Annotated in this window: 16 protein-coding genes; 14 read left to right on the top strand and 2 right to left on the bottom strand. The window is 71.4% G+C overall.

Annotation, left to right across the window (positions count from 1 at the left end; genetic code table 11):
* From K8638_RS27880 to mgtA, 9 genes are all read left to right on the top strand, one after another.
* Nucleotides 1–875: discoidin domain-containing protein (locus K8638_RS27880; protein ID WP_223757678.1), on the top strand; the 875-nt coding region annotated here is incomplete at its 5' end.
* Between the two features lie 108 nt (nt 876–983).
* Entirely contained in the window at nt 984–1,922 is a 939-nt protein-coding gene (locus tag K8638_RS27875) for a ribose-phosphate pyrophosphokinase (protein ID WP_223757677.1), read from the top strand.
* Nucleotides 1,923–2,076: 154 nt separating this feature from the next.
* Entirely contained in the window at nt 2,077–2,661 is a 585-nt protein-coding gene (locus K8638_RS27870; protein ID WP_223757676.1) for a hypothetical protein, read from the top strand.
* Between the two features lie 138 nt (nt 2,662–2,799).
* The gene (gene acsA, locus K8638_RS27865) at nt 2,800–4,554 is read left to right on the top strand and encodes an acetate--CoA ligase (protein WP_223757675.1); all 1,755 of its coding nucleotides are present in this window, start codon (nt 2,800–2,802) and stop codon (nt 4,552–4,554) included.
* Nucleotides 4,551–6,581 carry a pyruvate dehydrogenase (acetyl-transferring) E1 component subunit alpha gene (gene pdhA, locus K8638_RS45320; RefSeq protein WP_223757674.1) on the top strand — a complete coding sequence of 677 codons (2,031 nt, stop codon included), beginning with the start codon at nt 4,551–4,553 and terminating at the stop codon, nt 6,579–6,581. Before acsA ends, pdhA begins: the two co-directional genes overlap by 4 nt.
* Nucleotides 6,574–7,779, top strand: a complete 1,206-nt coding sequence (locus K8638_RS27855) for a dihydrolipoamide acetyltransferase family protein (RefSeq protein WP_223757673.1) — start codon at nt 6,574–6,576, stop codon at nt 7,777–7,779. The genes pdhA and K8638_RS27855 overlap by 8 nt, the downstream gene beginning before the upstream one ends.
* Nucleotides 7,776–8,066: an acyl carrier protein gene (locus K8638_RS27850; RefSeq protein ID WP_223757672.1), complete on the top strand. Its 291-nt coding sequence runs from the start codon at nt 7,776–7,778 to the stop codon at nt 8,064–8,066. The genes K8638_RS27855 and K8638_RS27850 overlap by 4 nt, the downstream gene beginning before the upstream one ends.
* Entirely contained in the window at nt 8,063–9,184 is a 1,122-nt protein-coding gene (locus K8638_RS27845) for a Glu/Leu/Phe/Val dehydrogenase (protein ID WP_223757671.1), read from the top strand. Before K8638_RS27850 ends, K8638_RS27845 begins: the two co-directional genes overlap by 4 nt.
* A complete protein-coding gene (mgtA, locus tag K8638_RS27840) occupies nt 9,168–12,734 on the top strand; it encodes a magnesium-translocating P-type ATPase (protein WP_223757670.1) in 3,567 nt (1,188 codons plus the stop codon). Before K8638_RS27845 ends, mgtA begins: the two co-directional genes overlap by 17 nt.
* Nucleotides 12,735–12,743: 9 nt before the next feature.
* Here the strand turns inward: mgtA and K8638_RS27835 are convergent, their stop codons facing one another.
* Nucleotides 12,744–15,152: a PAS domain S-box protein gene (locus tag K8638_RS27835; protein WP_223757669.1), complete on the bottom strand. Its 2,409-nt coding sequence runs from the start codon at nt 15,150–15,152 to the stop codon at nt 12,744–12,746.
* Between the two features lie 264 nt (nt 15,153–15,416).
* Between K8638_RS27835 and K8638_RS27830 the strand changes: the two genes are divergently transcribed.
* The 5 genes from K8638_RS27830 to K8638_RS27810 all read left to right on the top strand — a co-directional run bounded on the left by K8638_RS27830 (nt 15,417) and on the right by K8638_RS27810 (nt 19,818).
* On the top strand, nt 15,417–16,472 hold the full coding sequence (locus K8638_RS27830; RefSeq protein WP_223757668.1) for an alcohol dehydrogenase catalytic domain-containing protein: 1,056 nt from the start codon (nt 15,417–15,419) through the stop codon (nt 16,470–16,472).
* Between the two features lie 68 nt (nt 16,473–16,540).
* Entirely contained in the window at nt 16,541–17,227 is a 687-nt protein-coding gene (locus K8638_RS27825) for a hypothetical protein (RefSeq protein ID WP_223757667.1), read from the top strand.
* A gap of 133 nt (nt 17,228–17,360) precedes the next feature.
* Complete coding sequence (locus tag K8638_RS27820; protein ID WP_223757666.1) at nt 17,361–17,855, top strand: Hsp20/alpha crystallin family protein; 495 nt, start codon at nt 17,361–17,363, stop codon at nt 17,853–17,855.
* Between the two features lie 96 nt (nt 17,856–17,951).
* Nucleotides 17,952–18,128 (top strand): FmdB family zinc ribbon protein, encoded by a 177-nt coding sequence (locus tag K8638_RS27815; RefSeq protein ID WP_223757665.1) that lies wholly within the window; start codon nt 17,952–17,954, stop codon nt 18,126–18,128.
* Nucleotides 18,129–18,372: 244 nt separating this feature from the next.
* On the top strand, nt 18,373–19,818 hold the full coding sequence (locus K8638_RS27810; protein WP_223757664.1) for an ELWxxDGT repeat protein: 1,446 nt from the start codon (nt 18,373–18,375) through the stop codon (nt 19,816–19,818).
* 23 nt (nt 19,819–19,841) lie between these two features.
* On the opposite strand, the gene K8638_RS27805 is transcribed toward K8638_RS27810, so the two are convergent.
* A complete protein-coding gene (locus K8638_RS27805; RefSeq protein WP_223757663.1) occupies nt 19,842–20,582 on the bottom strand; it encodes a LiaI-LiaF-like domain-containing protein in 741 nt (246 codons plus the stop codon).
* Nucleotides 20,583–20,672: the final 90 nt, after the last annotated feature.

Genomic DNA, 20,672 nt, shown 5'->3' with positions numbered 1-20,672 from the left:
ACGGCCCGCCTGCTCCTGACGGATGCCCATCAACCAGCCGGCTTGCTCGCCCATCAGCAGACGTGCGCGTCAACAGCTACAACGCCGCCAACAGCACCCTCGTCAACCTGGCTGGTGTCACCGCGACGTATTCGGACCTGCGCACCAGTAGCACCCGCTCGCTGAAGTGGGGCACGCAGGTCCGCATCACCAACCGCCATCCAGGCCACGCGGGCTACGGCCGCAGCGTGCTCGCCACGCTCCAGGACTCCGGGCCCGCGGACAGCATCCTCAGTGACGCCGCGCTCGGAGGCCGCGCGGCCTCCCCCTACAAGCCGCTGGGCTGCTGGATTGACGTCACCCCCGGCGTGAAGCAGGCGCTGGGCAGCACGAAGCCGGAGACGGAGAACCTCATCGTCGACTTCGAAATCGTGAACGACTTGAGCAGCTCGCTCGACCTGGACTCCAACCCCAACCTCGCCTTCGGCAAGGAGGCCAACGCGAGCGACTCGGAGAACACCGGCATCAGCGCGCCCGCCGCCGCGGTGGATGGCAATGGCGCCTACCACCTGGAGGACTATCGCAGCGCCTGGCGCTCGGCGTACCACACCAGCACCGCGGACACGGTGTGGCTCAACGTCAACCTGGGCCAGGCGGAGGCCGTTCGCCGCGTCGTCGTGAAGTGGGGCAGCTACGTGCCCTCCAGTTACACGCTGATGGGGTGGACGCCCGGCATGAGCTCCTGGGTGGCGCTCTCCTCCCGCACGGGGGCCGGTGGCGGCACACACGTCCACTCCTTCACGTCGGACCAGACGTACCAGTACTTCGGCCTGAGCATGAGCGGAGCGAACCGCTACGACGTGAAGGAACTGGAGGTGTACCGCTGGGACTACTGACGGCCAGGCCCGCTCGCTCCCAGGGCGGAGCGCCCGTGGCCGGTAGCGTGAGCCGTCCCCAGCTTCATGGGGACGCGCGAACCGCGCGCCGTGGCCCAGGAGGGGACCATGGACATCGCCCTGGTGGTGGGAACCGCCTGTCCGGCGCTCGGCCGCGCGGTGGCCGATGCACTCGGCGTGACGCCGGCCTCGTGCTCGGTACGGCCCTTCCCGGACGGAGAGCTCGAAGTGGAGCTGCGCTCATCCGTGCGAGGCGCCAACGCCTACGTGGTGCAGTCCACCTGCGCGCCCGTGGGCGAGCGCCTGCTCGAACTGCTCCTGCTCTGTGATGCCTGCTGGCGGGCCGGCGCCCGGGCCGTCTCGGCCGTCGTGCCGTACTTCGGCTACGCGCGGCAGGACCGGCGCCAGCGCGAGGGACAGCCCCTGGGCGCCCGCGTCGTCGCCGAGGCGCTGGGCACCGGCCGGCTCACGCGCATGCTCGCGGTGGACCTGCACAGCCGGGCCATCGAGGGCAGCTTCGCGGCGCCGCTGGAGCACCTCACGGCCGTGTCCCTCCTGACGGAGGCGGTGCGTCCCCGGGTGCGGCCGGAGTCCATCCTCATCGCCCCGGACCTCGGCGCGGTGAAGCTCGCGGAGGCGTTCGGCACCCGTCTCGGGTTGTCGATGGCCGTGGTGCACAAGAGCCGGCTGAGCGGCTCGGAGGTGGCGGTGCGCGCGGTGATTGGCGACGTGCGCGGGCGCAGTCCCATCGTGGTGGACGACATGATTTCCACGGGCGGCACGGTGGTGGCCGCCGTGCGCGCGCTCCGCGAGGCGGGCAGCGGACCGGAGGTGACGGTGGTGGCGTCACACGGGCTGCTCGTCGGCGAGGCACTCCCACGGCTCGCGGAGATCGGGGTACGGATGCTTGTCACCACCGATAGCGTGCCTCCCCCCGCGCAGGTGCCCTTCTCCCACCAGGTGGTGAGCCTCGCACCGCTGCTGGCGGATGCCATCCGGCGGCTGGAGGAGCACCGTCCCCTCGCCGAGCTGCTCGCGAGCCGCTGACGCGGGCGGCGGCAGGCGCGCTCGCTCGAGGAATGCCCCGCATCGGACCGCCTCCTTCCGGGCCATGCCACGCGACCTGGACGTGGGCCTGAGGGCTCCCCACCTTGAAGGTCGCGGGGGCGTCATGCGTGAAGCCCCCGGGAGGTGCGGACCGATGATGGACGACCAGATTGACCAGCGTGCGAAGCGCGCGTGGGAGTTCTTCCAATCGAACGCCGGAGGGCTGCTGCTCGGCGGCCTGCTCGTGGTCGTCGGAGGCGCCCTCGTCATTCCCGGGCCCTGGTTCGCGCTCAACCTGCTCCAGGAGACGCTGGAGTGCGCGCGCACGGGCCGGACGGTGCGCTGGCAGGCGACCTATGACCGGCCGGGCAACTTCGCGAGGAGCTGGGGGCTGGCCCTGGCCATGGGGATTCCCATCCTCATCGGCTACGCGCTGCTCATCATCCCCGGGGTGCTCCTGTCGCTCTACTGGTTCCATGCGCCGATGCTCGCGGCCGATGGACGCAAGGTGAGCGACGCGCTGGAGCAGAGCGGCCGCCTCTTCCGGCAGCGGCATGATTGGGTGGCCTACCTCCTCAACTGGCTCGTCATCGTGCTGCTCGCTTCCGTGGGCGGCGTGACGGCCGTGCTGCTCGTCCTCACCGTCCCCTTCGCGCTCGTCTACCTCGTGCTCTGCTACACGGATGAGACGGGACCGGTGCGCATCGAGGCGCCGGACAGGGCCCGGCTGCCCGCATGAGGTGCGCGCGTCCCAGTCCAGGGAGTCCGCCTTGAGGGCAGGAATCTGGCCCCGGGTGAACGCCGCCCCTGCCTTCCCGGCCGGGGTGCCCGCCCAACCCCCGCGCGCTACCTCAGTTCGCTACCCGGAGGTTGCACCGTGGACGCACAGGTACTCGTGAAATCCCCCGCGGCGTGGCGCGTCGCGCCCAACCTCCGGGACTACGAGGATGCACGTGCCCGCTTCTCCTGGGAAGCCGCCGAGCGCGAGCTGGCGGGCCTGCCGGGCGGACGCGGCCTCAACATCGCCCACGAAGCGGTGGACCGGCACGTGCTGGAAGGCCGGGGCGCGAAGACGGCGCTGCGCTGGCGGGGCAAGCGGGGCGAGCGCAAGGACCTCACCTACGCCGAGCTCTCCGCCGCCACCCATCGCTTCGCCCACGCGCTCGCGGGCCTGGGCGTCCACGCGGGCGAGCGCGTCTTCTCCCTGCTCGGACGCATCCCCGAGCTGTACGTCACCGCGCTCGGCACGCTGAAGCACCGCGCCGTCTACTGCCCGCTCTTCTCCGCCTTCGGCCCCGAGCCCATCCGCGCCCGCCTCCAGCTCGGCGATGCCCGGGTGCTGGTGACGACGTCGGCCCTCTACCGCAAGAAGGTGGCCCCGCTGCGCGCCTCGCTGCCGGGCCTGACCTTCGTGCTGCTGGTGGACGGCGGCGGCGAGTCCGACACGCTGGACTTCCACGCCCTGCTGGCGCGCGCCAGCGAGCGCTACGAGATTCAGACCACGTCCCCCGAGGACATGGCGTTGCTGCACTTCACCAGCGGCACCACCGGCAGACCCAAGGGCGCCATCCACGTCCACCGCGCGGTGCTGGCCCACCACGTCACCGGAGCGCTCGCGCTGGATTTGCACCCGGAGGACATCTTCTGGTGCACGGCGGACCCCGGCTGGGTGACGGGCACCTCCTACGGCATCATCTCCCCACTGACGCACGGCCTCTCCAGCGTGGTGGACGAGGCAGACTTCGATGCCGAGCGCTGGTACGGACTGCTCGCGGAGGAGCGCGTCACCGTCTGGTACACCGCGCCCACCGCGGTGCGGATGCTGATGAAGGCGGGCGACGCCCTGCCCCGCCGCTTCGACCTGTCCGCGCTGCGCTTCATCGCCAGCGTGGGCGAACCCCTCAACCCCGAGGCCGTCCTCTGGGGGCAGCGCGCACTGGGCCTGCCCATCCATGACAACTGGTGGCAGACGGAGACGGGCGGCATCATGGTCTCCAACTACGCCGCCATGGACGTGAAGCCGGGCTCCATGGGACGGCCCCTGCCGGGCGTGGAGGCGGCCATCGTCCGGCGCCTGCCCGACGGTGGCGTGGAGGAAGTCTCCCGGCCCGGCGTCGAGGGAGAGCTGGCGCTGCGGCCCGGCTGGCCCTCCATGTTCCGCGGCTACCTCCACGAGGACGAGCGCTACCGCAAGTGCTTCGCCTCTGGCTGGTACCTCAGCGGAGACCTGGCGCGCCGGGATGCGGACGGCTACTTCTGGTTCGTCGGCCGCGCGGACGACGTCATCAAGTCCATGGGCCACCTCATCGGCCCCTTCGAGGTGGAGAGCGTGCTGCTGGAGCACCCCGCCGTGGCCGAGGCGGGCGTCATCGGCCGGCCCGAGCCCACCATCGGTGAGGTGGTGAAGGCCTTCGTCTCCCTCAAGGACGGCTTCACCCCTGGCGAGGCGCTGCGCCGCGAGCTGCTCGCCCATGCGCGCACCCGGCTGGGCGCCGTGGTGGCCCCCAAGGAGCTGGACTTCCTTCCCACGCTGCCGCGCACGCGCTCGGGGAAGATCATGCGCCGGCTCCTCAAGGCCCGCGAGCTGGGTCTGCCCGAGGGTGACACCTCCACGCTGGAGGCCCCGGCGTGAGCACCGCCGTTCCCGCTTCGTCCTTCCCGCTCGCCCGCGAGGAGGCGCTCTCCTGGTTGCGGCAGATGCAGCTCATCCGCCGCTTCGAGGAGGCGAGCGCCCAGGCCTACAGCGCGGGGAAGATTCGCGGCTTCCTGCACCTCTACATCGGCGAGGAGGCGTGCGCGGTGGGAGCGCTGCGCGCGCTGGAGCCGGACGACTCCATCGTCTCGCACTACCGCGAGCACGGGCACGCGCTCGCACGTGGCGTTCCGGCGCGCGCCATCATGGCGGAGATGTACGGGCGGCGGGAGGGCTGCAGCGGAGGGCGCGGCGGCTCCATGCACCTCTTCGACGCGTCCCGGCGCTTCTTCGGCGGCAACGCGATTGTCGCCGGAGGGCTGCCGCTCGCGGTGGGGCTCGCGCTCGCGGAGCAGCTCCAGCACAGCTCCCGGGTGACGGCCGCCATCTTCGGGGACGGCGCGGTGGCGGAGGGCGAGTTCCACGAGTCGCTCAACCTGGCCACCTTGTGGAAGCTGCCGGTGCTCTTCGTCTGCGAGAACAACCTCTACGCCATGGGCACCGCGCTGTCCCGGCACGAGGCGCAGCCGGACCTCTCGGCGAAGGCGGCGGCCTACGGGTTGCCCTCCGAGGCCGTGGACGGCATGAACGCGCTGGCGGTGGCGGACGCGGTGCGGCGCGCGGCCCGGCGGGCGCGCGAAGGGAAAGGCCCTTCCTTCATCGAGCTGCGCACGTACCGCTTCCGCGCCCACTCCATGTACGACGCGGAGCTGTACCGCGACCGGCGCGAGGTGGAGCAGTGGAAGCAGCGCGACCCCATCCTCGGCTTCATCTCGCGCATGCGGGATGCGGGGCTGCTGCTCCCGGGAGACCTCGAGCGCCTGGAGCGCGAAGTGGAGGCCGAGGTGGAAGACGCGCTCGCCTTCGCCGAGGCCGGCACGCTGGAGCCGCTGGAGTCCCTCACGCGTGACGTGTACACCGCCCCGCCCGGGACGCCCCGGCCCGTGCCTCCCTCGCCCGCGCCGGGCGAGCGCGGGGGCCGGGTGAAGCTGACGTACCGGGAGGCCGCCCGCGCCGCCGTGCGCGAGGCGCTCCAGCACGATGCGCGCGCCTTCCTCATGGGCGAGGACGTGGGCGCCTACGGCGGGTGCTACGCGGTGAGCAAGGGCTGCCTCGCCGAGTTCGGCCCCGAGCGCGTGCGCGACACGCCCCTGTCCGAGTCCGCCTTCGTGGGCGCGGGCATCGGCGCGGCGCTCGGAGGGATGAAGCCCATCGTCGAAATCATGACGGTGAACTTCGGGCTGCTCGCGCTGGACCAGTTGGTGAACAACGCGGCCACGCTGCGGCACATGTCCGGCGGGCAGCTCAGCGTGCCGCTCGTCGTGCGGTTGGCCACGGGCGCGGGGCGGCAGGTGGCCGCACAGCACTCACACAGCTTCGAGGGCTGGTTCGCGCACATTCCGGGCCTGCGCATCCTCGCCCCGGCCACGCTGGAGGACGTGCGCGGCATGTTGTGGAGCGCGCTCCAGGAACCGGACCCGGTCCTCATCTTCGAGCACGCGCTCCTGTACGCCATGGAGGGCGAGCTGCCCGGGGACGCGGGCCCGGTGGACATCGAGCACGCGGCCATCCGGCGGCCGGGCCGGGACGTGTCGCTCATCACCTATGGGGGCAGCCTCTTCAAGACGCTCGCGGCGGCCGAGGCGCTGGCGCGCGAGGGCGTGGAGGCGGAGGTGGTGGACCTGCGCTCGCTGCGGCCGCTGGACGACGACACGGTGCTGGGCTCGGTGGCGCGCACCCGGCACGCCGTCATCGTCGACGAGGGCTGGCGCACCGGCAGCCTGTCCGCCGAAATCTCCGCCCGGATTACCGAGAACGTCTTCTACGAGCTGGACGCGCCCGTGCTGCGCGTGTGCACGGAGGAGGTGCCCATTCCCTACCCCAAGCACCTGGAGGACGCGGCGCTGCCTCAGCCGGACCGCATCATCGAGGCGGTGCGGCGCGTCCTGGGAGGCGGCCGTGGGTGAGTTCCGCATGCCCTCGCTGGGGGCGGACATGGAGGACGGGACGCTGGTGGAGTGGAAGGTGAAGCCCGGCGACGTGGTGAAGCGGGGCGACATCGTCGCGGTGGTGGAGACGCAGAAGGGCACCATCGAGGTGGAGATCTTCGAGGACGGCACCGTCGAGGCGCTGCTCGTGGAGCCCGGACGGAAGGTGCCGGTGGGCGCGGTGCTCGCGCGCGTGCGGGGCGTGGGCCAGGCTCCGGCGCCCTCCGTGGCAGCCCCCACGGCCGCGACCGTCCAGCCTCCCACCGCCGCTCCTCTGACGGCCGGCGCACCCGCGAGGCGCGTGGAAGCCCCCCCGCCAGGAGCGCACCGGCCCCGTGCCTCGCCCGCCGCGAGGGCCGCGGCAACCCGGCTCGGTGTAGACCTGTCGGTCCTCACCGGTACGGGCCCCGGGGGCGCGCTCACCTTGGCGGACGTGGAGCGCGCCGCCCAGGCACGGGCTCCACGAGCACCCGAAGCTCCCACGCCCCCGCCCGCCCCCACGCCCGAGGCCCGCCAGCAGGCGATGCGGCAGGCCATCGCCGCGGCCATGTCCCGCTCGAAGCGGGAGATTCCCCACTACTACCTGGACACGCGCGTGGACGTGGGCCGGGCCATGGACTGGCTGCGCGAGCAGAACGCGGCCCGTCCGGTCACGGAGCGGCTGCTGCCCGCGGTGCTCTACCTCAAGGCGGTGGGGCTCTCGGCGCGGGAGTTCCCCGAGCTCAACGGCACCTGGGTGGACGGCGCCTTCCGGCCCGCGAAGGCGGTGCACGTGGGAATGGTGGTATCGCTACGCCAGGGTGGCATCGTGGTGCCGGCGCTGCACGACGTGCCGGACAAGCCCCTGGGCACGCTGATGCGCGAGCTGGGCGACCTCATCCAGCGCGCGCGGCGCGGCACGCTGCGCAGCTCGGAGCTGGCGGACTCGACGCTCACCGTCACCAGCCTGGGCGACCCGGGCGCGGACCGCGTGCTGGGCGTCATCTTCCCGCCGCAGGTGGCAATCGTGGGCTTCGGCTCGGTGCGCGAGGCCCCGTGGGTGGTGGAGGGCCGGTGCGTGCCGCGCCCCCTCGTCACCGTCAGCCTCGCGGCGGACCACCGCGCGAGCGATGGCCACCGGGGCGCCGCCTTCCTCTCGCACGTGGAGCGCCTCTTGCTGGAGCCGGAGAAGCTATGAACCGCGACGCGCTGAAGAAGACCGTGCTGGACGCGCTGTCCACCGTGGCCCCCGAGCTGGCCCCCTCCACCCTCCGTCCGGATGAGCCGCTGCGCGAGCAGCTCGACATCGACTCATTCGACTTCCTCCAGTGCATCGTCGAGGTGGACCGCGTCCTCGGCGTCTCCATCCCCGAGGAGGACTACGGGCGGCTCGCCACGCTCGACGGCTTCGTGGACTACCTCGCGCGGCGGCTCGCCGCGCCGGGGACACAGTCCTCCCTTCCGACGCAGGAGTCAGGCCGATGATGGAAATCACCCGCTTCGCCGATGAGCTCGGGCCGTACCAGATTCTCCACCTGCACCAACCCTCGGTGGGGCTGAAGGCCACGGTGGTGGTGGACAACGTGGCGTGCGGCCCGGCGGTGGGCGGAGTGCGGATGGCGCCGGACGTCAGCACCGAGGAGTGCTTCCGGCTGGCTCGCGCGATGACCTTCAAGAACTCCGCCGCCGGGCTGCCGCATGGGGGCGGCAAGGCGGTCATCGCCGCGGACCCGGGGATGCCTCCCGCTCAGAAGGAGCAGCTCCTCCGCGCCTTCGCCACCGCCATCCGAGGGCTGACCGACTACATCCCCGGTCCGGACATGGGCACGGACGAGCAGTGCATGGGCTGGATTCACGACGAAATCGGGCGCGTGGTGGGGCTGCCCGAGGTGCTTGGCGGAATCCCCCTCGACACGCTGGGCGCCACGGGCTTCGGGCTGGCCTCGGCCATCGACGTGGCGCGCACCTTCATCGGCCTGGAGCTGAAGGGCGCCCGGGTGGTGGTGCAAGGGTTCGGCGCGGTGGGTAGACACGCGGCGCGGGTGCTGGCGGAGAAGGGCGCGGTGCTGGTGGGGGCCTGCGACCTGGGCGGCACGGTGGTGGACCCGGAGGGACTGGACGTGGCCACACTGCTCGCGCTCAAGGAGGAGGGCCGGAGCGTGTCGGAGTACCCTCGCGGGCGGAAGCTGGACCGGGACGCGGTGGTGGACGTGGAGTGCGACGTCTGGATTCCGGCGGCCCGGCCGGACGTGCTCCGCGCGGACAACGTGGGACGGCTGAAGGCGAAGCTGGTGGCCCCGGGCGCCAACATCCCCTGCACGCCCGAGGCGGAGAAGGCCCTGCACCAGCGCGGCGTGCTGCTCCTGCCGGACTTCATCGCCAACGCCGGCGGCGTCATCTGCGCCGTCACCGAGTACCACGGCGGCTCCCGCCGCGCGGCCTTCGAGGCCATCGACGAGAAGATCCGCCACAACACCCGTGTGGTGGTGGAGGAGTCGCGGCGCACCGGCACCCTCCCCCGGCAGGCCGCGGTGGCAATCGCCGAGCGGCGCGTGCGCGAGGCCATGCGCTCGCGGCGCTGGAGCCGTGCCGCTGGCCGTTGACGACCGCGCCCGGCACCTGCCGGGCAGCGCTCCGGAAGGAGGTGCGAAAGCGGTGGGCTTGCCCGGCGTGCCGGCTCGGCTGAACTGGCGGAGGTGGGGCTTCGGACTGGCCCTGCTGGCGGCGGTCATCCTGGTCGCGGCGCGCTGGTCGGAACAACGTGAGTTCGCGCTCCTGCTGAAGCGCTCGGAACCCGCCTGGCTGTTGCTCGCCGCGCTGCTCCAGGCGGCCACCTACCTGTCCCAGTCCGCGGTGTGGCACTCCGTGCTGACGAGGGCCCGCGTCCACGTCCCCCTGGGCGCCCTCTACTCGCTGAGCGTCGCGAAGCTCTTCATCGACCAGGCACTCCCTACCGCCGGCATCAGTGGCGCGGCGCTCATCGTCCACGGCCTGGAACGGCGCGGCGTCGGCAGGGGCCCGACGATGGCCTGCGTCGTCGTGGAGACCATGACCAACTACACCGCGCAGATCCTCGCGCTCCTGCTCGCCCTCGGCTTGGCGAGCTGGCTCGGGGATGCGCGGGTGCTGGTGTGGCTCGCCACGGCGGTGCTCATCGTGCTCAGCGCCGCGCTCATCGCCTTCCTCCTGCGCCTGTCCCGGGGAGACGGGCCCGGCCATCCGCCGCGAGCCTTCACCCGGGTTCCCGGCGCGAGGACGCTCCTCAAGGCCCTCTCCGAGGCCCCGCCCGGGCTCGCGCACCACCCGCGCGTGCTGACCGAGGCGACGGGCTTCAACTTCATCATCCACCTGCTCGACGCGGGGACGCTCTGGGCCCTCCTGCGCTCGGTGGGCGTGGACGCGCCGCCCACGGGAGTCTTCACCGCCTTCATGCTGTCCACCCTGGCCCGGACGCTGGGCGTCATCCCCGGAGGGCTCGGGACATTCGAGGCCGCCTCCATCGGCCTGCTGAATCTCATGGGCGTCTCCCTGGAAGCGGCGCTCTCGTCGACCATCCTGTTCCGGGGCTTCAGCTTCTATCTCCCCCTCGTGCCGGGCCTGCTGCTCTCCCGGAACGAGCTCCGGGAGCAACGGGCGGCGGCCCGGACTCCGGTCCTCGAAGCGTACTGGGCCCTTCCTCCCCAGGCCCTTCTCGACGCCCTGCACACGACGCCTGACGGGCTCTCGGAGGAAGAAGCCGCACAGCGGCTGGAGCGGTACGGCTCGAACGAGCTGGAGGAGTCCCGGCGGCTGTCCCGCCTCGGTGTCATCTGGCAGCAGATGAAGAGCCCCCTGGTCCTCCTCCTGCTCGTCGCGGCGGTCATCTCCGCGTTCACCGGGGACTGGACCGATGCGGTCATCGTCGTGGCCATCGTCCTTGGCAGCGTGGTGCTCGGCTATTCACGCGAGTACAAGGCCCAGGCCGCTGTCGCGAAGCTGCGGGAGCGCATCACCACCATGGTGAGGGTCCTCCGGGGCGGGCGGGAATGCTCCATGCCGCTGCCGGACATCGTCCCGGGTGATGTCGTGCTGCTGTCGGCCGGGAGCGTGGTGCCCGCGGACGCGCGGGTGCTGGAGGCGACGGACCTGTTCGTCAGCCAGGCGGTGCTGACGGGCGAGAGCTTCCCCGTGGAGAAGCGGCCGGGGAGCGCCACGCCCGAGGCGGCGCTGGCCCAGCGCGGCAACTGTGTCTTCCGCGGCACCCACGTGCGCAGCGGCACCGGCAGGTGTCTCGTTGCCACGACCGGGCGCGACACGGCCTTCGGCGCCATCGCCGGGCGGCTGTCCCTGCGCGCACCCGAGACGGAGTTCGACCGGGGCATCCGGCGATTCGGCTACGTCCTCCTCACCACGATGGTGGTGATGGTGCTGGTCGTCGTCGCCGCCAACGTCCTGCTGGAGCGGCCTCCCGTGGAGACGCTCCTCTTCTCCCTGGCCCTCGCGGTGGGGCTCAGCCCGGAGCTGCTGCCGGCCATCCTCAACGTGAATCTCGCCGTCGGCTCGCAGACCATGGCCGCGCGGGGCGTCCTCGTGCGCAGGCTCAGCGCCATCGAGAACCTGGGCAGCATGGACGTGTTGTGCACCGACAAGACAGGGACGCTGACGGAGGGCGTCGTCAACCTCGAAGGCGCCCATGACGCCGAGGGCCGGCGGTCCGAGGACGTGCTCGCGCTGGCGGCCCTCAACGCCGCGCTCCAGTCCGGCCTGTCGAATCCGCTGGACGAGGCCATCCTCCGGGCACGGCGGCCCGCGCCGGAGTCCGCCGAGAAGCTCGGTGAGATTCCCTACGACTTCGTCCGCAAGCGCCTGTCGGTCATCGCCCGCCAGGGCGAGGACGTCCGGCTCATCACCAAGGGGGCCTTCGCGCAGGTGCTGGAGTCCTGTACCCGGGTCGCCGGTGGGGCTCCCCTGGATGCGCCGCTCCGGGAAGGGCTCCAGCGCCGCTTCGAGGCGTGGAGCCGGGAGGGCATCCGCGTCCTGGCCCTCGCCACCCGCTCCATCGAGCCCCGGGAGCGCTACGCGCGCGAGGAGGAGCGTGAGCTCACCTTCATGGGGTTCCTGGCCTTCACGGACCGGCCCAAGGAGGGCGTGCGCGAGGCCATCCTCGAGCTGTCCCGGATGGGGGTGGACATCAAGCTCATCACCGGCGACAGCCGGCAGGTGGCGGAGCACGTGGCCCGCCAGGTGGGCCTGGGCACCTCACGGGTGCTCACGGGCGCGCAGCTCCACCAACTGACGGACGAGGCGCTGTGGCACCAGGCCGAGCTGGCGGAGCTCTTCGTCGAGGTGGACCCCACCCAGAAGGAGCGCATCATCCTCGCCCTGAAGAAGAAGGGGCACGTGGTGGGCTTCCTGGGGGACGGGGTGAACGACGCCCCGGCCATGCACGCGGCCGATGCGAGCATCTCCGTCGACCAGGCCGCGGACGTGGCCCGGGAGGCCGCGGACTTCGTCCTCCTCCATCGCCACCTGGACGTCGTCCGGCGCGGCATCGACGCGGGGCGCAGGACGTTCGCCAACACGCTCAAGTACATCCTCACCACGATGAGCGCCAACCTCGGCAACATGGTCAGCATGGCGGTCGCCTCGCTGTTCCTGCCCTTCCTCCCGCTCCTCGCGGGGCAGATCCTCCTCAACAACTTCCTCTCCGACATCCCCGCCGTGGGGCTGGCCGGCGACAGCGTCGACCCCGAGCTGATGGACAGGCCCCGGCGCTGGAACATGCGCTTCATCGGGAAGTTCATGGTGGCCTTCGGCCTGCTCAGCTCCGTCTTCGACTTCCTCACCTTCGGCGCGCTCCTGAAGCTCTTCCAGGCCGGCCCCGAGCTGTTCCGCACGGGCTGGTTCATCGAGTCGCTGCTGACGGAGCTGGTCATCGCGCTGGTGGTGCGCACGCGCCGGCCCCTCCATCGCAGCCGCCCTGGCACCTTCCTGCTCGTCTCCACCGTCGCCGTCGCCGTGCTCACGTTCCTCGTGCCCTTCCTCCCGCTCTCGGGCGCGCTCGGCTTCGTCCATCCTCCCGGCACGCTGCTCCTGGTGGTCCTCGCCATCACCGGCCTCTACGTCGTGGCCGCGGAGCAGGCGAAGAAGCGCTTCTTCCGGGAACAGGCGTGAGGAGGCGGCCTACCACGTGTCGCCCACCCCGGCCTCGGCCGGGCGCGCGGCCGGTATCGTGAAGAAGAACGTCGAGCCGACCCCGACCTGGCTCTCGACCCAGACACGCCCCCCATGTGACTCGACGATGCCCTTGACGATGGCGAGCCCGAGCCCCGCTCCACGCTTGTCCGTCCGGCTGGCCTGCCAGAACCGGTCGAAGAGGCGGGGAAGGTGCTCGGCCGGAATGCCAGGGCCGTCGTCGGCCACCCAGAAGAGGACCTCGCCGGCCCTGGCCGCGGCACCGACCCGGATGTGTCCTCCCGGCCGGCTGAACTTGACCGCGTTGCCGATGAGGTTCTCCAGCACCTGGACGAGCCGCTCCCTGTCGCCCCACGGCTCCGGCGGCTCTCCCCGGATGTCGAGCTGAAGGTCCACGGCTTCCGCCGAGGCGATGGCCTGCTGGCTCTCGCAGACCTCGGAGACGAGCTGCTTCGTGGCGACACGCTCCCGCTGGATGGAGAACGCCCCCGCCTCCAGCCGCGCGATGTCCAGCAGGTCCTGGATGAGCCGGCTCATCCGCTTCGCGTTGCGTTCGACGGCCTCGACGGCCTGCTGCCGCCGGGGCTCGAGCGGCCCGCCCATCCGGAGAAGGAACTGGATGTGCAGGAGGATTGCGTTCAGCGGGTTCCGGAGGTCGTGGGCGACGATGCCCAGGATGTCGTCCCGTAGGCGCACGGCGCGGATCAGCGCCTCCTCGGCCTCCTTCAGCTTCGTGATGTCCGCATCGAGCTCACCCAGCAGCCGCTCCCGCTCCGTCTCCACCGCCTTGCGGTGGGAGATGTCGCGGATGAACATGCTCGCCCACTCCGCCCCCTGCTCGTCGCGGAAGAGCGCCGACGAGACCTCCACCGGGAAGCGAGTGCCGTCCTTGCGCTTCATCGTGAGCTCACCACGGAACCGCCCGCTCCGGCAGCGCTCCTCGATGGCCGCCTGGAGCCGCGGGTCGGAAGGGTCGGTCAGGTCCTCCCGCGCCAATCCCCGCAGCTCCTCCTCGGTGTAGCCCAGCATCTCCGTGCAGGCGCGGTTCGCCTTGACGATGCGCCCATCCGGTGCCGTCAGGAGGATGCCATCCATGCTGTTGTCGAAGAGGGCCCGGTAGCGGCGCTCGCTCTCGCGGAGCTTCCGCTCGGACGCTTCCGCCTGGGTGCGCGCGGCCTCCTCACGGGCGAGGCGGAGCGCGGTCGCCTCGGCTGCCTTGCGCTCGGTCATGTCGCGCTGCACGGCGGCCCAGTGCGCCAGCGAGCCCTCCGCGTCCATCACGGGGACGATGCTGACATCCACCCAGAAGGGGGTTCCGTCCTTCTTGTAGTTGAGGAGCTCGACCCGGACAGGCTCCCAGCGCTCCAGCGCGGCGCGGATCCGGGCCGTCGCCGTGCGGTCCGTGTCCGGCCCCTGCATCGTGCGCGGTGTCCGGCCGAGGATCTCCTCCGCCGTGTACCCCGTCATCCGGGTGAAGCCCTCGTTGACATAGACGACTCGCGGGCCCGGCTCATCCAGCGGGCCCGGCTCGGTGATGACGATGGCATCGTTGGCGGTGGTCACCACCGACTCGAGCGTCCGCAGCCGCCTCTCGGCGCGCCGTCTCTCCGTCACGTCCCGGAAGAAGATGGAGAGCCCGTCCGGCGAAGGGTAGGCGTGGACCGCGAACCAGGCATCGGTGGGTGGATAGCGCTCCTCGAAGTGGACGGCCTGTTGCTCCAGCCGGGCCCGGAGGTATTCGTGCTCGAAGCGCGTGCCCTTCAGCGCCGGGAGCACATCCCAGATGGACCTGCCGAGCACGGGCCCCTTGCTTCCCTGCGAGGAGATGAGCCGCATCGCGCCCGCATTCACGTAGGTGAAGCGCCAGTCCGTGTCCAGGGAGCAGAACGCGTCGGTGATGCGCTCGAGGATCCGGGTGACACGCTCCTCGGCGACCTCGGCCCGGGCGCGCAGCTCGTCCCGCTCCCGCTGCTGGAGGCGGACGAGCCGCGTCACGTCCTCGGTGCAGTGGATGATGCAGGTGACCTCACCGTGTGGCCCCAGCACCGGTGCATTCACCGGGCTCCAGTAACGCTCCTCGAACCCGCCCTCCGCGCTGGGAATGTCGTACTTCTGCGTGTCCAGGGCATCCGGCGCGCGGTCGCGAAGCACCCGTTCGAGCGAGGCCCGGAGGTTGCGCACGCCGGTGGCTCCCGGCTCGGTGGGATTGTCCGGGAAGACCTCGAACAGCCCGCGGCCCATGATTTCGTGACGGCGCGTCATCGTCACCCGGAGGTACGCATCGTTCACCGCGATGATGGTGAAGCGCGGCGGGTCGGGAGCGAGGACGAGGAAGGGCTCCGGGGCGGACTCGAAGATGGCCCCAAAGTCGGGATTGCGGCCACCAGGCTCGGACATCGCGGAGTTCCCCCGACGGTTCCTTCAAATCATGTGTGCTCCGCGTTTTTTGTGGAGGGGGCGTTCGGGCCTCCGGATGGCATGCGAAGCGCGGGGCCCGGGCATCCCTGCCCGGCGACCCGAAGCTCACGCCATGACGCGAGCGGGCAGCCGGAGGCTCCGAGGCAGGGCCGTACTCGCACCGGGGCCTCCGGGACCCACGGCCACGGGTCTGGTTGCACGCGGCGGCGGGCCACCCGAGCTTGAGATGTTGGGAGGAAGCCCATGCGAGCGACGGTGTTCCGCGGCGTCAACCAGTTCGGGCTCGAGGACGTCGAGCAGCCCCACGCGGGTGCGGGGGAGGCGGTCGTCCGCGTCACCCTGACGACCATCTGCGGGACGGACCTGCACATCGTCCGCGGGGAATATCCCGTGAAGCCGGGGCTCATCATCGGCCACGAGATGGTGGGCGTCATCGAGGAGCTCGGCCCCGGTGTCACCGGCTACCGGAAGGGCGAGCGTGTGCTGGTGGGCGCCATCACCCCGTGCGGCCAATGCCAGGCGTGCCTCTCCGGCCACCTGTCCCAGTGCGGGCATGGCGGCGGGTACGAGGCCCTGGGCGGATGGCGGCTGGGCAACACCCTGCACGGCGCGCAGGCCGAGTACGTGCGCATCCCGGATGCGCAGGCCAACCTGGCGCTCATTCCCGACGGCCTCACCGACGAACAGACGGTGCTGCTGGCGGACATCGCCTCCACGGGCTTCAGCGGCGCGGAGTCGGGCGGTGTGCGCATCGGCGACACGGTGGTCGTCTTCGCCCAGGGCCCCATCGGACTGTGCGCGTCCATTGGCGCCAGGCTGATGGGCGCCGCGCGTGTCATCGGCGTCGACGGAGACGACGCACGGCTGGCCATGGCGCGCAGGATGGGAGTGGACGTGGCGCTCGACTTCCGGGGCCGGGACGTGGTGGCCGAGGTGAAGCGGCTCACCGGAGGCGGCGCCGACGTGGCCATCGAGGCGCTGGGGACGCAGCAGACCTTCGAGAGCGCGCTCCGGTGCCTGCGGCCCGGGGGCACGCTCTCCAGCCTGGGCGTGTACTCCGGCAAGCTGCAGCTCCCCTATGACGCCTTCGCGGCGGGGCTGGGGGACCAGCGCATCGTCACCACCCTGTGCCCGGGTGGCAAGGAGCGCATGCGGCGGCTCATGGCCATGGTCCAGACCGGACGCGTGGACCTCACACCCCTGCTGACCCACCGCTTCGCGCTGAAGGACATCCGCGAGGCGTACGAGCTCTTCGGCCAGCGCCGGGACGGCGTCATCAAGGTCGCCATCCATCCGTGAGGACTCCGGGGCCCCTTGCGCCCCTCCGGCGCGCGCCCAACCTCCACACCCATGCGGAGGAGCACGACATGAGACGCACCCGCGGCATCGGCGCACTCGCCCCCCTGGCCACCCTGGGGACCGGGGCACTGGCGGGCTACTACCTCGTCGCGAAGCCCTGGCACATGCGGTGGGGCGCGAGCGACGAGGAGCTCGCCCGCCCCATGCCCGGCGACGAGCTGGTAGCGCGGCCCACCTACGTCTCCAACCGCGCCATCACCATCCACGCCCGGCCCGACGCCATCTGGCCCTGGCTGGTGCAGCTCGGCATGGGGCGCGGCGGCTTCTACAGCTACGAGTGGTTCGAGCGGCTCACCGGGCTGAGCACCACCACGGTGGAGCACCTGCTGCCCGAGTTCCAGGGCCTGGAGGCCGGGGAGTCCATCCCCGCGGGCCGGGGCCGCCACCTGCCGGTGCGCGCGGTAGAGCCCTTCGCCTCGCTCGTCATCGGCGAGCGTCCGGAGGCGCCCGTGGGCGAGGCCCAGGTGAGCTGGTCTCTCGGGCTCTACCCCACCAACGGGTCCACCCGCCTCGTCTCCCGCGTCCGTTCGTCGTTCCGTTGGAGGCCGGGCAGTCCGCTCCTCGCCTTCTTCCTGGGGCCCGCGCACTTCGTCCTGGAGCGGAAGATGCTGCTCGGCATCAAGGGCCGCGCGGAGTCCTTCGCCGCCCGGAGCGCTCAACGGCCGGGGCTTCGCGCTCCGAGCGCCACCGTGTGAGCAGCCCGGGAGCCGGGCCCCGGGCCCCGCGCCTGGGCTTGCCTTGCTCCCGGGACCCGCCTCCCCATCCTTCCTCGTGCCGGTGTCATGCCGTACATGCCGTGCGGCAACCGGGCCGGCAAGGAGACGAATCATGGCTCGCTTTCCCATCCAACGTTCGCGTGACCTGTCGCGGGGTGAAGTGACGTGGGACCCCTTCGAGCGGATGCGTGAGTGGATGCAGATGGAGCCGCTGGCACGCCTTCGTGCCATGGCGCCCGGAGGCGAGGAGTGGACGCTCGCCCCGGACTTCGACGTCAAGGAGACGAAGGACGGCTACATCTTCAAGGCTGACGTGCCGGGGGTGAAGGAGGAGGACGTGGAAATCTCCCTCACCGGCAACCAGCTCACGGTGAGCGGCAAGCGCGAGGAGGAGAAGCGCGAGGAGGGCGAGCGCTACTACACCTATGAGCGCAGGCACGGCAGCTTCAGCCGCTCCTTCTCCCTGCCCGAGGGCGTGGACAGCGACCACATCCAGGCGGAGCTGAAGGACGGTGTCCTCTCCCTGATGCTCCCCAAACGGCCCGAGGTGCAGGCGAAGCGCATCACCCTGGGCGGCGAGAAGAAACAGGGCAAGGTCAAGGCTTGAGCGAGGGGACGGGCCCGGCCGCCAGCGGCCTGGCATGTGCCGCCGGCGAGCCGCACCGTATTCCAGGAAGATCACTCGAGCTTCAGGGGGAACGTCATGCCCGTCTACGAATACTTCTGCCGCAAGTGCAAGGAGCCCTTCACCGAAATCATGAGCGTCAAGCAGCATGACGAGCAGGTACCGAAGTGCCCGCGCTGCCAGCAGGCGAAGGAAGTGGAGAAGCGCATCGCCGCCGTGCACACCGTCACGACCAAGAAGTGGCTGACCTACTGAGACACCGTGCGAGGGAGCCGTAGCGCTCCGGCTTCTCCGAGGCCGTGAGCGCCATCTCGCCGGCATCGCCAACGCTCCCGCTTTCGCGTCTCGAGGACGTGCCCGCGAGGATGGCCCGAACGTCCTCCCGCGCCCGCGCCGCTGCGACCCGAGCGCATCTGTTCGCGGGCGGCGCGCTTCCCAGATTGCGTCTCCACCGGGTGGAAAGGGCATCCGTCGCGTCCGCCCGCCAAGGAGCAACGCAATGCGTACCTGGAAGCGGCTTCCCTTGTCGCTGGCACTCCTCGCCGGCTGTGGTCCCATGTCCACCGAGCTGGAGATGCCACCGGGTGACGGTACGGCGGGCACCGTGTCCGAGCAGCGAGAGTCCCCCCTGCGCCCCTGCGGCGCCCGTTCGTATCTGCTGAGAGACATCTGGCGCGGGCCGACGGGTTCGGACCCGATGGAGCTGACGCGGGGGGACCGGCTCCTCTTCTTCACCGCGGATGACGGAATCCGCGGCCGCGAGCTGTGGGCGAGCACCGGCACCGGCGGCGAGGGCACCTACCGGGTCCGCGACATCTTCCCGGGCGCGGCCAGCTCGGCGCCCTCGGACCTCACCCGGCTGCACGACGAGGTTTTCTTCGCGGCGGATGACGGCAGGTTCGGGCGCGAGCTCTGGAAGAGCGACGGCACCCGCGACGGCACCCGTCGCGTGAAGGACATCCGCCCGGGCGCCGAGGGCTCCGGCCCCAGGGCCCTGCTCGCCTTCGACGGCCGCCTCTACTTCGCCGCCAATGACGGGGTACACGGGGACGAGCTGTGGCGCAGTGATGGGACGACGGGCGGCACCCGGCTGCTGGTGGACCTCACTCCAGGCACGCACTCCTCGGGCGAGCCCATCGACACCAACCCTCGCAACCTGACGGCTCTGAGCGACGACCTGTTCTTCTTCACCGCCGACGAGGACGAGGACGACTTCATCGCGCTGTGGCGGAGCGACGGCACGCCGGGAGGCACCTTCAGCCTGGACAGCGGCCCCGACAACATCCGGGAGCTGACGCCCGTGGGAGATGACGTGCTCTTCTACATCGGCAGCGACGAGGGCGAGGACTCGCTGCGCAGGACGGACGGAACGCGCGAGGGCACCGTCACCCTCACGGAGGAGTCCACGCGGGACCTCGCCGAGCTGACGGCGGTGGGGCGCGGCATCTTCTTTCGCTACCGCTCGGGGACCGAGCTGCTGAAGAGCGATGGAACGGTGGCGGGGACGGTGCTGGTGAAGGACCTCGGCTCGCAGCCCCTGGAGCTGACGGCCTTCAAGGGCCGCCTCTTCTTCACGGCGGAGGACGCCACACACGGGCGCGAGCTGTGGGTGAGCGACGGCACGGACGCGGGCACCGTCCTCTTCAAGGACCTGGCACCCGGCGTGCTCAGCTCCGCGCCGGAGGCGCTGACCGTCGTCGACGGCTACCTCTTCTTCAGCGCGGAGACGCGGGGGCGCGGCCGAGAGCCCTGGGTGAGTGACGGCACACCCGAGGGCACCGTGCCGCTGCGCGAAATCGCGCCGGGCACCCTCTCCTCTTCCCCCCGGGGCTTCATCCAGTCCGGCTGGGATGTCTTCTTCACCGCGGACGACGGCAGCCGCGGCCGCGAGCTGTACGCCCTGCCCTTCCGGCCCTCGGACGAATGCGACGAGGACCTCCACTGAGATGCCCCTGGAAGCGGCGGCGCTCACTCGTCCTTGATTTCGATGCCGCCCAGGACGGCCGTCGCGTCGATGGTGAGCCTGGGACGCGGCTGGCCGGCCTGGGGCACTTCCGGGTGGCGGCTGTCCTCGATGCCGCCGAGCAGCGGCGTGCCATGGAGGGCGACCTCCCAGTGGCGCGGCACGAAGATGTCGATGCCGCCCAGGACGGCGGTGGCCCGGAGGTGGGCCCCCTCCTCCACGGGGGCCGCGTCGGACAGGTGGAGCTCCGCGGCCCCCATGACGGCGGTGACCTCACCGCCGGTCCAGGACTTCGACACGACGCGCTCGTCGCGGCCCGCCATGACACTGGCGAGCGAGAGCCGATCCCCCGCCACGGTGGACCTCGCGAGGGATGACACGTGGACGCTCGTCGGTCTCGGGCGCCCGCGCGGCTCGGCGAGCAGGCGGATTCCGATGACGAGGATGAGGAGCGGCCAGGCGAGCGACCAGACGTCCACGCCGAACCAGTCGAGCTGGTCGACCTGCAGCGCCACGCCGATGACGAGCAGGATGAGTGCGCCGAAGCTCCTGCCGCCGCTCGACACGAGGTTGCCGATGGCGATGACGACGAGGACCATGGGCCACCAGGTGCCGATGAGCCAGCCCAGGTCGCCGATGCCGAGCTGGGAGAGCAGGAACAGCACCCCGAGCGCGATGAAGCCGAGTCCGACGACGACACGGCCACCGAAGTGGTGTGGCGCGGGAGAGGGAGCGGCGGTGGTCATGGTGGGCTCCTCCTGAGACCGAGGCCCTACCGGAGAACCTGTGCACGGGCCCCCTGGCCTCCATCTCCCGGATGCCCGCCACCGCCGGGC

The sequence above is a fragment of the Myxococcus sp. RHSTA-1-4 genome, from assembly GCF_020037125.1.
GTDB lineage: Bacteria > Myxococcota > Myxococcia > Myxococcales > Myxococcaceae > Myxococcus.
Note: the sequence above shows the minus strand (reverse complement) of the source record. Positions and strands in the feature narration are given on the sequence as shown.

Excerpts from the sequence above, each read along its gene's own strand:
- K8638_RS27875 (WP_223757677.1), top strand. The coding sequence starts at position 984 with ATGGACATCGCCCTGGTGGTGGGAACCGCCTGTCCGGCGCTCGGCCGC.
- K8638_RS27870 (WP_223757676.1), top strand. The coding sequence starts at position 2,077 with ATGATGGACGACCAGATTGACCAGCGTGCGAAGCGCGCGTGGGAGTTC.
- K8638_RS27850 (WP_223757672.1), top strand. The coding sequence starts at position 7,776 with ATGAACCGCGACGCGCTGAAGAAGACCGTGCTGGACGCGCTGTCCACC.
- K8638_RS27845 (WP_223757671.1), top strand. The coding sequence starts at position 8,063 with ATGATGGAAATCACCCGCTTCGCCGATGAGCTCGGGCCGTACCAGATT.
- K8638_RS27835 (WP_223757669.1), bottom strand. The coding sequence starts at position 15,152 with ATGTCCGAGCCTGGTGGCCGCAATCCCGACTTTGGGGCCATCTTCGAG.
- K8638_RS27830 (WP_223757668.1), top strand. The coding sequence starts at position 15,417 with ATGCGAGCGACGGTGTTCCGCGGCGTCAACCAGTTCGGGCTCGAGGAC.
- K8638_RS27825 (WP_223757667.1), top strand. The coding sequence starts at position 16,541 with ATGAGACGCACCCGCGGCATCGGCGCACTCGCCCCCCTGGCCACCCTG.
- K8638_RS27820 (WP_223757666.1), top strand. The coding sequence starts at position 17,361 with ATGGCTCGCTTTCCCATCCAACGTTCGCGTGACCTGTCGCGGGGTGAA.
- K8638_RS27815 (WP_223757665.1), top strand. The coding sequence starts at position 17,952 with ATGCCCGTCTACGAATACTTCTGCCGCAAGTGCAAGGAGCCCTTCACC.
- K8638_RS27810 (WP_223757664.1), top strand. The coding sequence starts at position 18,373 with ATGCGTACCTGGAAGCGGCTTCCCTTGTCGCTGGCACTCCTCGCCGGC.
- K8638_RS27805 (WP_223757663.1), bottom strand. The coding sequence starts at position 20,582 with ATGACCACCGCCGCTCCCTCTCCCGCGCCACACCACTTCGGTGGCCGT.